8 protein-coding genes are annotated in these 13,987 nt (G+C 66.0%); 6 read left to right on the forward strand and 2 right to left on the reverse strand.

Features of this window, described 5'->3' with window-relative positions:
- The first annotated feature begins 146 nt into the window (after positions 1–146).
- Positions 147–2,435 carry a glycoside hydrolase family 3 N-terminal domain-containing protein gene (locus tag ACUXST_RS01230; protein ID WP_458388136.1) on the forward strand — a complete coding sequence of 763 codons (2,289 nt, stop codon included), beginning with the start codon at positions 147–149 and terminating at the stop codon, positions 2,433–2,435.
- Here the strand turns inward: ACUXST_RS01230 and ACUXST_RS01235 are convergent.
- Both ACUXST_RS01235 and ACUXST_RS01240 read right to left on the reverse strand, forming a co-directional pair.
- Entirely contained in the window at positions 2,432–3,739 is a 1,308-nt protein-coding gene (locus ACUXST_RS01235) for an MFS transporter (protein WP_458388137.1), read from the reverse strand. The genes ACUXST_RS01230 and ACUXST_RS01235 overlap by 4 nt on opposite strands.
- Positions 3,736–6,090 carry a glycoside hydrolase family 31 protein gene (locus tag ACUXST_RS01240; protein WP_458388138.1) on the reverse strand — a complete coding sequence of 785 codons (2,355 nt, stop codon included), beginning with the start codon at positions 6,088–6,090 and terminating at the stop codon, positions 3,736–3,738. The genes ACUXST_RS01235 and ACUXST_RS01240 overlap by 4 nt, the downstream gene beginning before the upstream one ends.
- 82 nt (positions 6,091–6,172) lie before the next feature.
- Here ACUXST_RS01240 and ACUXST_RS01245 point away from each other — a divergent pair, with 82 nt between their 5' ends.
- From ACUXST_RS01245 to ACUXST_RS01265, 5 genes are read left to right on the forward strand one after another with little or no spacing between them, the layout of a single operon-like run.
- Positions 6,173–6,817 (forward strand): SCO family protein, encoded by a 645-nt coding sequence (locus tag ACUXST_RS01245; RefSeq protein ID WP_458388139.1) that lies wholly within the window; start codon positions 6,173–6,175, stop codon positions 6,815–6,817.
- 38 nt (positions 6,818–6,855) lie between these two features.
- Complete coding sequence (locus ACUXST_RS01250; protein WP_458388140.1) at positions 6,856–8,235, forward strand: protein adenylyltransferase SelO family protein; 1,380 nt, start codon at positions 6,856–6,858, stop codon at positions 8,233–8,235.
- Positions 8,225–9,700 (forward strand): succinylglutamate-semialdehyde dehydrogenase, encoded by a 1,476-nt coding sequence (astD, locus tag ACUXST_RS01255; RefSeq protein ID WP_458388141.1) that lies wholly within the window; start codon positions 8,225–8,227, stop codon positions 9,698–9,700. The genes ACUXST_RS01250 and astD overlap by 11 nt, the downstream gene beginning before the upstream one ends.
- 48 nt (positions 9,701–9,748) lie before the next feature.
- Positions 9,749–11,245: a L,D-transpeptidase family protein gene (locus ACUXST_RS01260; RefSeq protein WP_458388142.1), complete on the forward strand. Its 1,497-nt coding sequence runs from the start codon at positions 9,749–9,751 to the stop codon at positions 11,243–11,245.
- 41 nt (positions 11,246–11,286) lie between these two features.
- A complete protein-coding gene (locus ACUXST_RS01265; RefSeq protein ID WP_458388143.1) occupies positions 11,287–13,908 on the forward strand; it encodes a valine--tRNA ligase in 2,622 nt (873 codons plus the stop codon).
- Positions 13,909–13,987: the final 79 nt, after the last annotated feature.

Consider the following 13,987-nt stretch of genomic DNA (forward strand, 5'->3'; position numbering starts at 1 on the left):
GCAGGAATTGCGTCCAAAACCACTGCTTCAGCCGATTGCAATTGGTTTCCGCCTGGCTCATGTAACCGGTTACACGAACAATCAAGTGCTACACGAACCTGACCATCCGATCATAGAGAAGGAAGGCGGTTCGCAAGGAGGGACGGATGATGGACACGCGGATTTCGCGCCGCGCCGCGCTGATGGGCGCGGGGGCAATCGCTGCATGGCTGGCGACGCCGGCACGAGCATTGCTTCAGGCTGCCGGTCGCGTCGACACGCCCAGGTTCATCGACCCGCTGATCGCGCGTATGACGCTCGAGGAGAAAGCCGGGCAGCTCAGCCTGATGGCATCGGCCTGGGGCGGCGGCACCGCCATCGCGCTCAACCCGCCGAGCGACGGTCCCAACTTCCAGCAGCAAGTCGAAGAAGGCCGGCTGGGTCAGCTCACCGGCGTATTCAACGGCAATGGCGCCCGCATGGCGCGGATCATGCAGAGCGCGGTCATGAGCGGATCGCGGCTCAAGATCCCGTTGATCTTCGCTGCCGACATTATCCACGGCCACCGGACTGTATTTCCCGTGCCGCTCGCCGAAGTCGCGAGCTTCGAGCCCGACCTCGCGCGCCGGACTGCCGCCGCAGCCGCTTTCGAGGCCGCGGGTGCCGGCATCGACTGGACCTTCTCGCCGATGGTCGACGTCGCTCGGGACCAGCGCTGGGGCCGCGGTGTCGAGGGCGGCGGCGAAGACGTGCTGCTTGGGGAGTTGTTCGCGGCGGCGCGGGTGCGCGGTTTCCAGGGCGAGAACCTGAGCTCGGCCGACCACCTGCTCGCCTGCGTCAAGCACTTCGCGGCATACGGCGCCGGCGAATCCGGTCTCGATTACAACAGCGTCGACATGTCGGAGCGGCGGCTGCGCGAGATTTACCTGCCGACCTACAAGGCGGCGTTCGACGCTGGCGCGCTCTCGGCAATGGCTTCCTTCAACGAGATCAACGGCGTGCCCGCCACGGGCAACCACTGGCTGCAGACCGAACTGCTCCGCGGCGAATGGGGTTTCCAGGGCTTCGTGGTCTCCGACTACACTGGCGACGAGGAAATGATCGCCGCCGGTTACGCAAAGGACGGCCGGGATGCGGCTCGCCTGGCATTCCTCGCCGGCGTCGACATGAGTATGCAGAGCGGCCTTTACCGCCAGCATCTGCCCGACCTGGTCCGCAGCGGCGCGGTGCCGGAAGCGCAACTTAACCAATCCGTTCGCCGGGTGCTTGCGCTGAAGGCCATGCTCGGCCTGTTCGACGACCCTTTCCGGCGCATCGACGAGAAGCGCGAGCAGGCGCGATCGCTGCTGCCACAGACCCGCGCGCTGGCCCGCGAGTCCGGGCGCAAGTCGATCGTTCTCCTGAAGAACGAAGGCGACCTCCTGCCGTTGCCGCGCTCCGGCACGAAGATCGCTCTCATCGGTCCGTTCGCGAGCGGCCAGCACGACCTCATCGGCCCGTGGTGCGTCTACGGCGACGACGCCAAGGCTGTCGATCTCGCCACCGGCGTTCGCGGAGCGCTCGCCAACAAGGCTGATCTGATCGTCGCCGAGGGCTCCAAGTCCGAGGAGCCGATTGCCGGGGGCATTGCCAAGGCCGTCGCCGCGGCGCGCGCCGCCGACATCGTCGTGCTCGCAATCGGCGAATCGCAGAACATGTCGGGCGAAGCGCAGTCCCGCACCGACATCGTCGTCCCCGCACCCCAGCAGGCCCTTGCCGAGGCGGTCGCCAAGGTCGGCAAGCCAGTCGTCGTCGTCCTCAAGCACGGCCGCGCACTGGCGCTCGAAGGCGCAGTCGCCGATGCAGAGGCGATCCTCGCTACCTGGTTCCTGGGGACGGAGACCGGCAACGCCATCGCCGACGTCCTGTTTGGCGCTTACAGTCCGTCGGGCCGGTTGCCGGCAAGCTTCCCGCGCGCGTCCGGGCAGGAGCCTTACTACTACGCGCACAAATCCACCGGTCGCCCGAACCCGGAAGGGCCCCTTGCCGAGTACAAGGCGCACTATCGCGGAATTCCCAACAGCGCGCTCTACCCGTTCGGCCACGGCTTGACCTACGGAAAGATCGAGTACAGCGGCCTTCTGCTCGGCGCGCCTTCCGTCGGCATGAACGGCACGATCAGGGTTGCGGCCCGAGTCACCAACCGCGGCAGCCGCGCAGCCGAGGAGGTGGTGCAGCTCTACGTCCACGACCGCACCGCAAGCGTCACTCAGCCGGTTCGCCAGCTCAAGGCCTTCCGCAAGCTGGCGCTGGCGCCCGGACAGTCCGAAGTCGTGCAGTTCACGCTGCGGCCGAGCGATCTCGCGTTCCTCGGCGCGAACAATCGCCCGGTGGTGGAGCCCGGCACGATTGACGTCTGGATCGCTCCGTCAGCCGAAAGCCCGGGCGTGCAGGGTACGTTCGAACTGACTGCCTAGCCGACTGAAGGGCGCCGACGGCCCAGCGGGTTCAGGATCATCGCAACGCAGGACAGCGCCAGGAACAGCAACGGCACCATGGCCACCGTGGCGCGCATCCCGGCAAGCGTCTCCGCGCTTTGCTGGATGTTGGGTACATAGCCGGCGCTCTCGAAGCTCCAGCCCAGGATCGCCGTCGCAATGCCGATCGCGATCCGCTGCAGCAATGCGGCGAGGCCGAACACGGTCCCTTCCACATGCACGCCGGTGGTCTGCTCGCCGTACTCGATCGTGTTGGGAAGCATCGCCCAGAACACGAAGTTCAACCCGATGCTCGACACCTGCATTCCGACCAGGAACGCCTGCATGGTCCGCGCGTGATCGAACTGGACGGCAATAAATAGCAGCAATCCGGAGATGCCCATGCCGGCGGCAATCAGCCACAGGACCCGTAACCCGACGTAACGTCCGAGCAGCATCCACAGTGGGATGGATATGCCGCTGACCAGGCCCATCGACGCCAGGGCGAGTTGACCGCCAGACGGATCGTTCAGAACATATTTGAAGTAATAGAGCGTCGACTTGTTGAGCACGGTGATGGCGACGATCATCGCCATCATCCCGGCGTTCAGCGCCACGAAGGCGCGGTTGCGTGCGAGGCTGGCCAAGGCAGAGCGAAGGCTGCCGGGCGGCGGCCGCTGCGGTGCAGCCATCTCGCGGTATGTCGCGCCGACCAGGACCAGGATCAGTGCTCCGACTCCGGCGAAGACGGCCGCTGCGGAGAAATAGGCGTCGGCGAGGCGCTTCCCCGCGAGCCAGCTTCCAAGCGGCACCGTCGTGAGTGCGACCGTTACCGCAGCCGCAGTTCCGAACAACATCCGCATGCCGGCGACGAACGCGCGGTCCTGCCCATCCGTGCTGATCCGCGCCGTCATCGCGAGATAGGGCACGTTCACCCCTGCGTAGGCGGTGCGGAACAGCAGGTGTGCGGCGAAAATGCTTGCGACTGCCCAGCCACCGCTTGTGATCGGCGGCATGTAGGCGAGCATGAACGTCACGCCCAACGGAACAGCACCGGCGACGAGCAATGCGCCGTACCGCACCCGATCGCCGAACCGGTCCAGCAAGGCGCCCGCGCAGAAGTTCGCAACCCCGTCCCAGATCGATGCGGCCATGTAGGTCGTCGCTGCAATACCGATCCGGACGCCGAGCGCGTCGGTATAATAGAAGAGAAGGAAGAGCATGACGCTCTGCCAGTAGAGATTGAAGGCGAAGTCCCCGAAGGCGAACAGCAGTAGCCGAAGCCGGGGTGGCCGTTCGGTCACCGGCTCCGGATCTGCACCGTCGCGGCCTGGGGCTGGTCGGCGATCAGCATGTGCGCCGGACGACTCCCATGCACTGTAACCGCGATCTGCTTCCACCATGGGCGGAACGATCCCTCACGGGCGCCGAACTGAAGCGACACTCCGGTCGGCGTCATTGTGCAGGTGACTGCCTGCCGCAGGCTTGGACCGCTGATGCTCACGCCGTCGTCGAGGTAGATTTGTCCCCGGCAGTCGTCGCCCGGATAAATGTCGAGGCTCAGCGGCCCCTTCGGCGCCTCGGAAGTGCTCTGCACCAGCGGCTGGCGCGCCACGATGGCGCCCGGGCGGACGAAGACCGGCAGTCGAGCTAGCGTCGGCGTCTCGCTGGTCTTGTCCGAGGCAAGCTGGTGCCCGGTCCAATAATCGTACCAGCCCTTGCCCGGCAGGCAGATGTCGTAGGGCCGCAGCGAGTCCGGCTTCGGCGAAGCGGCCACCAGGAGGTCGCTGCCGACCGTGAACGCCATCGACTGGTCGCAGGACGCGCTCTGCATGTGCGGATAGTCGTAGAACGTCGGCCGCATGACCGGGTCGCCGGTGCGGGCATTCTCGTCGGCGACTACATAGAGGTAAGGCAGCAGGCGGTAGCGGGCCTCGATGAAGCGCCTGCGGATTGCAAGGTGAGCGGGACCGTCCACCCATGGCTCGGCGCGCGGCGTGTCCTTCGCCGAATGGCCGCGGAATACCGGGGTGAAGGCCCCGATCTCGAACCAGCGCGTGGCAAGATCGGGGCTCGCGCCGCCGGTGAAGCCTGGAATGTCCGCTCCGGACCATGAGAAACCGGACAGCCCGAGGCTCAGCATCTGCTGCACGGCGAGCTTCAGGTGATCCCAGCTCGAGCTGTTGTCGCCTGTCCAGGTCACGGCATAACGCTGTCCCCCGGCGAAGCTGGCACGCGTCATGACAAACGGACGAACATTCGGCCGCAGCTGCAGCAGGCCGTCGTGTGTCGCGCGGCCGTTCTCCATCCCGTAGACGTTATGCACCTCGGCATGCGTCGCCGTGCGCGGTGCGAAGTCGTCGCTCTCGATCCGGTGCACCGTGCCGAGCGGCATCGTCTTGGTCGGCGTGTCGAAGATCGCCGGCTCGTTCATGTCGTTCCAGAAACCCGCGATGCCGTCGGCGAGGCCCTGGTAAAGCCTGCCCCACCAGGCGCGGCTCGATGCGCGCGTGAAGTCCGGGAACACCGACGGGCCCGGCCAGACCGGCGCGACATAGGTCGTGCCGTCCGGGTTCCTGAGGAAATGACCGCCTGCCGCGCCGCTGTCGAAAGGCGCGTAGCCTTGGTTCGGCGCATAGGCGACATGAAGGTCGGTGATGGCGACCAGCTTGATACCCTTCGCGCCGACATCGCGCGCGAGGCCTTTCAGGTCGGGGTAGGTCGTCTTGTTGGTGGTGAACGGCCGGTTGCGGTCCTGATAGTCGATGTCCAGCCAGATCACGTCCGTCGGTATGCGGTCGGTCCGCAGCTTGCTGACGATCGAGCGGACCTCGTCGGCGCTCATGTAGCTGTAGCGCGACTGCTGGTAGCCGAGTGCCCACATCGGCGGCAGCGGCGCCTTGCCCGTCAGGTCAGTGTATCGTCGGACGACGTCCCGCACGGTCGGACCGGCGATCAGGTAATAGTCGATGGGCCCGCCGTCAGCGCCGATGGCAATCGTGCCGTCCTCGCGGTGACCGAAGTCGAACCAGCTGCGCCAGCTGTTGTCGAGGAACAGTCCGTAGGCGCCGCCAGCGCCGCCCGCTCCGATATAGAAGGGGATCGACTTGTAGATCGGGTCGGTGTCGCGCTGAAAACCCCAGGCATCGGTGTTCCAGTCGACGAAGCTCTGGCCTCGGCGGTCGAAGCTGCCGGTCTTGTCGCCCATCCCGTAGATGTGCTCGCCGAGCGGCAAAGCCTTGCGGAGGGTGAAGTGCTGGCCCTCGATGCTGACCGGAGCCGCCGCATCATCGATGAGCAGCTTGCCGGCCGGGTCGGTCACGGTCAGCCGAAGGGTCGACGGATCGACGTGGACGATCATCCCTGCCGTGGCGAAGCCGTCGCTCGTGGGCCGGACCGCGATCCTCTGGCGGCGAACGGACGCGGGCACCGCCCAGCTTGCATCCCCCTGCCACGCACCTTTCGGGGCGATCCGCACGCGCAGGATCGAATCGCTCAGCGCCGTGACGTTGAGTGACAGAGCGCCGTTGCTCACCTGCAGGCCGTTCGGCAGCGCCGCGAAGTTTGCCGTCGGCGCAAGCGCTTGTGCGCTAGCAGGGGCGGCCGTTGCCGAGGCAAAGAGGAGCGCCAGAGTGGCGGCAAGCGAATGTTTCATGGCCGCAACCCTAGCGGCGCACGTCGCTGCCGCAACGGCCCCGCCTTTGTTTTTGAGCGCAAGCTGGTGCAGAGGCGCCGCCATGAACCCGGACTCGTCGCCTCCACGTAGCGGCTTCGGCCGCATCCGTTTGCTGCTCTGGGCGCTGGTCGCCGTTGCGCTTCTCGCGACCGCGGCCGTGTTCTTGATGCGGCGTGCCCCGGTGAATGCTCCGCAGGCGCAATCGAGCTCGGTGCAGACCAGCTTCGGCGGCCCGTTCACCTTGACCGGTGCGGACGGCAAGCCGTTCTCGAGCAGCCGTCTCGAGGGCAAGCCCTACGCTTTGTACTTCGGCTACACGCGGTGCGGGGACGTCTGTCCGATCACGCTCCAGCGGCTGGTCAAGCTACGCCAGGATGCGGGCGGTCCGACCGCGATGAACATCGTCTTCATCACCATCGATCCGGCCAACGACGGGCCCAAGGAAGTCGGCCAGTACGCGACCCTGTTCAACGCTCCGATCACCGGCCTGACGGGCTCGCCGGCGCAGATCGAGGTCGTCAAGAAGCAGTTCGGCATCTTCGCCGAGCCTGAGCCTGATTCCGGGCACGGTCACGCGATGAAGATGATCAATCACACCGGCACCGTTCTCCTGTTCGATCGCGACGGGAAGTTCGTCGGCACCATCTCGTCCGACGAGCCGGACAGCGCTGCCACCGCCAAGCTCAAGCGCATTACGCAGGCGTGACGGCCGGAACCGCGCGTCGCCCCCAGACTTGATGAGCGATGGTTGAGTACCGCCCCGATCCTGCAATCCTGACGCTTGGCCCCGACTACTACGATCCGGTCGCGCCGGCCCGATTCCCCAAGTGTATCCCGCGTTTCCTGAATGTCCGTGCGGCAGAGACGGTCGGCCTGGGCGATCTCGACGAGAAGGCCCGGGCCGCCCACTTCTGCCGCTTCGAGCCTCTTCCGCACAATCTCCCGGAGCCGCTGGCGCTGCGCTATCACGGCCATCAGTTCCGCGTGTACAATCCGGAGATCGGGGATGGCCGCGGGTTCCTGTTCGCCCAGCTCCGCGATGGCCGCGACCGCCTGCTCGACTTCGGCACCAAGGGCTCGGGCCAGACGCCGTACAGCCGCCACGCCGATGGCCGTCTCACGCTGAAGGGCGGCGTGCGCGAAGTGCTTGCGACCGAGATGCTTGAGGCTCTCGGAGTGAACACGTCCAAGACCTTCGCGCTGTTCGAGACCGGAGAGGCGCTGGACCGTGGCGACGAGCCGTCACCGACCCGATCTGCTGTCCTTACGCGGCTGAGCCACGGCCACATCCGCATCGGCACCTTCCAGCGCCTGGCGTTCTTCGGTGAAGCCGAGAACATTGCCAGGCTGGTCGGCTACTGCCTGCAACAGCTCTACGGCGAAGCGCCGACGGACGATGATGCCACCAATGCGCTGCGCCTGTTCGATCTCGCCTCCGCAGCGACCGCCGACCTCACCGCGTCGTTGCTGGCCGCAGGCTTCGTGCATGGCGTGCTCAACAGCGACAACATCAACGTCACGGGCGAAAGCTTCGACTACGGCCCCTGGCGCTTCACGCCATACTGGGATCCTGACTTCACCGCGGCCTACTTCGATCATTACGGGCTTTACGCCTTCGGCCGTCAGCCCGAGGCGATCCACTGGGATCTCGCCCAGCTCGCCGGCTCGCTGACTCTACTCGCCGAAGCTCCGCCGTTGTCCGAAGCACTGGCGGAGTGGAGCACGCGCTTTGAGCAGGCGCTCGTTCGTCATCTGCTGCGCCGGCTCGGCATCGCTCCGACGACGGCCGAACGCGATGCGGAACTTGCCGCCCTCCTGCTGCGAGCGCTTCAGTCCCGCGCGGCCACCATCGACCGCCTATTCTTCGACTGGCGTGGCGGCCGCGACCCCGGACCGGCGCCGTACGAATCCGACGTCTTCCGCGCGCTTGCTGCCGCGCTCGAGGGTCGCAGCGCACCGCCTTCGCACCCATATTGGTCGGATGAGGAGCCATGCTCCATGCACATCGAGGAGGTCGAGGAGATCTGGTCGGCGATCGCCGAGCGCGACGACTGGCGGCCCTTCGAGGACAAGGTTAATGCCATCCGGCGGATGGGTGAAGCGATGAGGTCCGATGCACGGTAAGGTTGACGAGAGCGAGGGTGCCGTGGAGCAGTCGCCTGCATCGGCTGAGCTCGTCTCGACGAGCCCCGCGACCGGCGAGATCGTCTGGCGCGCTCCGATCGGCGACGCCGCCGCCGAAGTGGCGGCCGCGCGCGCCGCGTGGCCCGAATGGGCAGCCGTCTCGCTCGCTTACCGAATGGAAGCGCTGCGCCGTTTCGCGAACGTCGTTCGCCAGCGTGAAGCGGAGTTCGCCGAGTTGATCTCACGCGAGACCGGCAAACCCTTCTGGGAAGCGCGGACGGAGGTCGGCGCCGTCGTCAACAAGGTTGATATCTCGATCGACGCCTATGCCGAACGCACCCCGCAGCGGAAGCTTGAGGCAGCGCTCGGCAACCGCGTCGCGGTTCGCCACAAGCCGCACGGCGTGCTTGCGGTGCTCGGCCCGTACAATTTCCCGGCGCACCTTCCGAACGGCCACATCGTGCCTGCGTTGATCGCCGGCAACTCAGTCGTCTTCAAACCATCGGAGAAGACTCCGGCGAGCGGCGCCTTCCTCGTCGACTGTTTCCACAAGGCGGGCATCCCCGAAGGAGTCGTGCGTCTGCTCGTCGGGGGCCCGGATCAGGGTCGCGCCCTGGCGTCGCAGCGCGGCATCGATGGCCTGCTGTTCACCGGATCCGTCCGCGGCGGCTTGGCGCTCCACCGGCAATTTGCGGACATGCCGCAGAAGATCCTCGCGCTGGAGCTGGGCGGTAACAACCCGGTCGTGGCCTGGAACGTGAAGGACGTGCAGGCGGCGGCCACCATCATCGTGCAGTCCGCCTATCTCACCGCGGGGCAGCGCTGCACGGCCGCGCGGCGGCTCATCGTCGAGGATGGCAAGGAAGGCGAACTGCTCGCCGCGATACAGGCGCTGACCGACCGCATCATCGTCGACGAGCCCTTCGCCGATCCGCAGCCCTTCATGGGGCCGGTCATCGACCTCGGCGCGGCGGACCAGGTGCAGGAACAGTGGCTGGACCTCATGATGAAGGGCGGCAAGCCGCTCCGCCGGCTCGACCGTCCGTTGACCGATCGGCCCTACCTCACACCTGGCCTCATCGACGTTACCGACGTGAAGGACCGTCCGGACGAGGAAATTTTCGGGCCTGTGCTGCAGGTGATCCGCGTCAAGGACTTCGACCAGGCGATCGATGAGGCCAACGCCACTCGATACGGGCTTGCCGCAAGCCTCCTCGGCGGCAGTCCGGAGCTTTACGACCGCTTTTGGGCGAACGTTCGCGCCGGCGTGATCAACTGGAACAAGCCGACGAACGGCGCGCCCTCGACGGCACCTTTCGGAGGCGTTGGCCTGTCCGGAAACCATCGCCCGAGCGCGTTCTACGCTGCCGACTATTGCGCCTACCCGGTGACCAGCAACGAGGCCGACAGCATGCGCGGTTCGATCGGGCAGGGGCTTCGCGACCCCAACATGCTTGAGGACTGATTTGAACAACCATGGATCGGTTCGACCGCTCTTTGCGTTCTGGCCCTCGTGAAAAAACATCAATGGATCGGCTCGGCCCTCGGCCTGGCCCTGTGCAGCGTCGTTCTCCCTTCCTGTTCGGTCGGTGACGGCAACCAGTCATCCCAAGGCAATGCGTCGGGAGACACCACCCAGTACAACTGGAACTCGTCCGCAGAGAAGCAGGTGCGCGATGCGATCGCGCAGGCGCCGCAGCACGGCCTGCGCACGGACCTGTTCCTCAAGGGCGGCGAAACCGGCCCCGCGCTGACGGAAGCCACGCTGAAATACGCGTCGGCCCTGGCGAACGGGTATTCCGACCCCGCGAAGCTCCACGAAGTCTATACGCTCCCGCACCAGAAGGTCGACGTTCGAGCCGGTCTGCAGCAAGCGTTACAGCAGGGTAATGTCGGCGAATGGCTGAGTTCGCTTGCGCCGCAGACCGACGAGTACAAGGCGTTGAGCAAGGCGTTCGTGCGCTATGCCAAACAGGCGGGCCAGGGCGGGCAGCAGCCGATTCCTGCCGACAAACCGATCAAGCCCGGCGCCAGCGACAATCGTATCCCGGCGATCGTGGCCGTGCTTCGCTCCGGGGGTTACCTGTCGGACGATCAGCCGCAATCGCAGGCCGGGGGCTCTGGCCAGCAAAAGTCGGCGGCCGCCGCGGCGCCCACAGTCTACACGCCGGCGCTGGTCGCTGCCGTGAAGCAGTTCCAGGCGGATTCCGGGACCAAGCCCGACGGAGTTCTCGGGAAGGAAACGATCGGCGCCTTGAGCACTGGTCCAGCTCAGCGTGCTCGCCAGCTTGCCGTCGCCATGGAGCGGCTCCGCTGGTTGCCCCGCACCCCACCCGGCACGCGGATCGACGTCAACACGGCGGCGTCGTTCCTCGATTATTGGCGCGACGGGCAGCACGTCGACCACCGAAAGGTGATCAACGGTGAGGGCGACAAGCCGACGCCTCAGCTGCAGGCGCCCATCTTCCAGCTGGTCGCAAAGCCGACCTGGACCGTTCCGAAGGGCATTGGCGAGAAGGAACTCGCCGACAAGTCGCGGTCCTACCTTCAGGAGAACGGGTTCGAGCTGAAGGGGGACCAGTGGGTCCAGAAGTCGGGCCCGAAGAACTCGCTCGGCTTGGTCAAGTTCGACATGCGTGACGACGAGGCGATCTACCTTCACGACACGCCGGCGAAGGCGGTATTCGGCCTGTCTGACCGTCACCGCAGCCACGGCTGCGTGCGGGTGGAGAACGCCCTTCAGTTTGCGACCGCGCTCGCGCAGCAGGAAGGCGTGCTCGACCAGTTCCAGAAGGCGATGCAGAAGGACGACGATAATACGTTCGTGAAGCTGCCGCAGGAAATCCCCGTCCGGCTGCTCTATCATACCGCGTTCTGGGACGGCTCGCGGGTGCAGTACCGCCCCGATGTTTACGGCTGGGACGAGAATATCGCCAAGGCGCTGGAGCTCGCACCTGGTCCGCCGCAGAAGATCGAGCAGCCGGAAAGCAGCGACGACGTAGGTCCGTAGCGGTTGATGCTGCAGCGCGGCATCGCTAACCGCGCTGGAGCATGACCGAGCTTCCCAAGACATTCGATCCGCAAAGCATCGAGGCGCGCTGGTACGCGCATTGGGAGGCTGGCGGGCTGTTCCGCCCGGATCGCGCGGACGCGACGCCATGGACCATCGTCATGCCGCCGCCGAACGTCACCGGCTCGCTGCACATAGGCCACGCGCTCGACATCACGCTGCAGGACGTTCTCACCCGCCGCGAGCGGATGCTCGGCAAGGACGCGCTGTGGGTGGTCGGCACCGACCACGCCGGGATTGCCACCCAGATGGTCGTCGAGCGCAACCTGGAGAGCCAGGGGGTGAAGCGCGTCGAGATCGGACGCGAGGCCTTCCTGCAGCACGTTTGGGAGTGGAAGGCGCAGTCGGGAGGGGCGATCACCCGCCAGCTCCGCCGTCTCGGCGCATCTTGCGACTGGGCGCATGAGCGCTTCACGATGGACGAGGGATTCAGCCGGGCCGTAACCCACGTCTTTGTCGAGCTTTACAAGCGGGGCCTCGCCTATCGCGACAAGCGGCTCGTCAATTGGGATCCGAAATTCCAGACCGCGATCAGCGACCTCGAGGTCGAGACCCGCGACGTCCAGGGCAAGTTCTGGACTCTGCGCTACCCCCTTGCCGAGGGCGGCGGGACAATCGACGTTTCGACCACGCGACCGGAGACGATGCTCGCCGACATGGCAGTGGCGGTTCATCCCGACGACGGGCGCTACAAGTCGCTCGTCGGTCAGCAGGTGCGGCTGCCGATCACCGGAAGGCTCATCCCGATCGTGGCCGACGAGCACGCCGACCCCGAGCTTGGCAGCGGGGCGGTGAAGATTACGCCGGGCCATGACTTCAACGACTATGAGGTCGGCAAGCGCGCCGGGTTCAAACCGGGCGAGATGCTGAACATGTTCGACGCCCAGGCGCGGGTTGTGCAAACATCAGATGGTCTCATCCCTGAGGACCTGCTCGGATTGAGCCGGGAGGAGGCGCGGGAAGCGGTCGTCGCGCGGCTCGACGCCGAAGCGGCGCTGATGTCCGTCGAAGGCCGCACCATCCCGACGCCCTACGGCGACCGCTCCGGAGTGGTCATCGAGCCCTGGCTCACGGATCAATGGTACGTCGATGCTGCGAAGCTCGCGCAGCCGGCGATCGAAGCGGTCAGGTCAGGCAGGATCAAGGTCGTGCCGGAGACCTGGGCGAAGACCTGGTTCAACTGGCTCGAGAACATCCAGCCCTGGTGCATCTCTCGGCAGCTGTGGTGGGGCCATCGAATCCCCGCGTGGTTCGATGCAGACGGCAATGTTTTCGTGGCGGAAACAGTTGAGAAGGCACAACAGCAGGCTGGGAACGGCGTCGAGCTTCGCCAGGACGAGGACGTCCTCGACACCTGGTTCTCATCCGCCCTCTGGCCGTTCGCCACCCTGGGTTGGCCCGAGCAGAGCGAAGATCTCGGCCGCCACTACCCCAACGACGTCCTAATCTCCGGCTTCGACATCCTGTTCTTCTGGGATGCGCGCATGGCGATGCAGGGGATCGAGTTCATGGGGGAGGTCCCTTGGAAGACGCTTTACCTGCACGGCCTCGTCCGTGACGCCAACGGGCAGAAGATGTCCAAGTCCAAGGGCAACACCGTCGACCCGCTCGGCCTGATCGACCGCTACGGCGCCGACGCGCTGCGCTTCACGCTGGCGGCGATGGAAAGCCAGGGCCGGGACATCAAGCTCGATGAGAAGCGGGTCGAGGGCTACCGCAACTTCGCGACCAAGCTTTGGAATGCCGCCCGCTTCCTGCAGATGAACGGCGTCGGCGCGAGCGACAGCATCGCCGCGCCGGGCGCGGAGCTTCCGGTGAACCGCTGGATCATCGGCGAGGTGGTCGAGACGCTCGCGAAGCTAAACCGCGCCTTCGACGAGCTCCGCTACGACGGCATGGCCGACGCCATCTATCACTTCGTGTGGGGCACCTTCTGCGACTGGTACGTAGAGCTGGTGAAGGGCGCATTCGACACCGAGACCAAGGCCGTAGCCGCCTGGGCGTTCGACCAGATCCTGGTGATGCTCCACCCGCTGATGCCGTTCATCACCGAAGAACTGTGGAACGCCAACGAGCGGCCGTACGATTTGGTCGTCGCCAAATGGCCGGAGCCGGCAGCGCAGATCGACGGCCAGGCCAAGGCCGAGCTCGACTGGGTGGTCCGGCTGATCAGCGAGGTGCGTTCCGCGCGCACCGAGCTCAATGTTCCGCCGAGCGCCAAGCTGCATCTCTTCGCTGCCGAGGCGTCAGAGGACACCGCTGGCCGGCTCGACCGCAATCATGGGACGCTCTCGAGGCTGGCGCGTCTCGAGTCCATTCAGCTGAGCGCTTTCGACGGCTCGGGCGCGGCTCAGGTCGTCGTCGACGAGACGACCTACTCTTTGCCGCTCGAAGGCATAATCGACCTGGGTGCGGAGCGAGACCGGCTCTCGAAGGCCGCCGCCGCCGCCGAGAAGGAGCGCGACAGCCTCGCCGCTCGCCTCGGCAACGCCAACTTTAGCGAGCGGGCCAAGCCCGAGGCGGTCGAGAAGGCGCGCGCCGACCACGCCGCCAAGTCCGCCGAAGCCGAACGGCTCCGCGCCGCTTTGGAACGGCTGGGGTAATCGTCCATTCGTCATGCTGAACTTGTTTCAGCATCCATCCAGCGACTTTGGTGCGGGTGGAGAAACGGACCCTGAAACG

Source organism: Sphingomonas sp. F9_3S_D5_B_2 (genome assembly GCF_054263715.1).

Bases quoted from the DNA above. Each gene is read 5' to 3' on its own strand.
- ACUXST_RS01230 (WP_458388136.1), top strand. From the start codon at position 147: ATGATGGACACGCGGATTTCGCGCCGCGCCGCGCTGATGGGCGCGGGG.
- ACUXST_RS01240 (WP_458388138.1), bottom strand. From the start codon at position 6,090: ATGAAACATTCGCTTGCCGCCACTCTGGCGCTCCTCTTTGCCTCGGCA.
- ACUXST_RS01245 (WP_458388139.1), top strand. From the start codon at position 6,173: ATGAACCCGGACTCGTCGCCTCCACGTAGCGGCTTCGGCCGCATCCGT.
- ACUXST_RS01250 (WP_458388140.1), top strand. From the start codon at position 6,856: ATGGTTGAGTACCGCCCCGATCCTGCAATCCTGACGCTTGGCCCCGAC.
- astD (WP_458388141.1), top strand. From the start codon at position 8,225: ATGCACGGTAAGGTTGACGAGAGCGAGGGTGCCGTGGAGCAGTCGCCT.
- ACUXST_RS01265 (WP_458388143.1), top strand. From the start codon at position 11,287: ATGACCGAGCTTCCCAAGACATTCGATCCGCAAAGCATCGAGGCGCGC.